Source organism: Ligilactobacillus acidipiscis DSM 15836 (assembly GCF_001435755.1).
GTDB lineage: Bacteria > Bacillota > Bacilli > Lactobacillales > Lactobacillaceae > Ligilactobacillus > Ligilactobacillus acidipiscis.
This window is the reverse complement of the sequence record NZ_AZFI01000375.1, coordinates 1-411: the sequence shown is the minus strand read 5'-3', so window position 1 is coordinate 411 and position 411 is coordinate 1. Positions and strand designations below refer to the sequence as shown.

The 411-nt window shown below is 44.0% G+C and carries 1 pseudogene; it reads right to left on the bottom strand.

Features of this window, described 5'->3' with window-relative positions:
* Positions 1–46: 46 nt before the first annotated feature.
* Positions 47–411, bottom strand: a pseudogene (locus tag FC65_RS12100) (ABC transporter substrate-binding protein); the annotation flags it as partial.

The window sequence follows — 411 nt, the reverse complement described above, 5'->3', positions numbered from 1 at the left end:
AACACTTACTTCACCGAAGTTTGCATCACATTCCAACTTCTAACACCTACTGACCGCTTTGTACTGTTTTCAGCTGTTTATACTGGTTTGAAATAACTTTCTTTAAATTCTCCCAGGTAGTTTTTCCGACCAAGTATCGTTGAACCATCGGCCCGATCACTTCATTGGCAAAGCCATTCGGATATTGCTTGTGGATCGGTGTGACTGCATCCTTGGAAGTCCCGACTTCATAGATCTCTTTAGAAACATCGTCTGGCAAACGTTTGATGTTAAAATCTTTCGTGGCGGGGACAAAACGCATTTCGTTGATGATCACGTCTTGCGCTTCCCTAGAATTGTACATCCAGTTGATAAAATCTTTAGCTGCTTTCTCATGGCTGGGGTGGTCCTTGGTCACCCCCAGATACCACG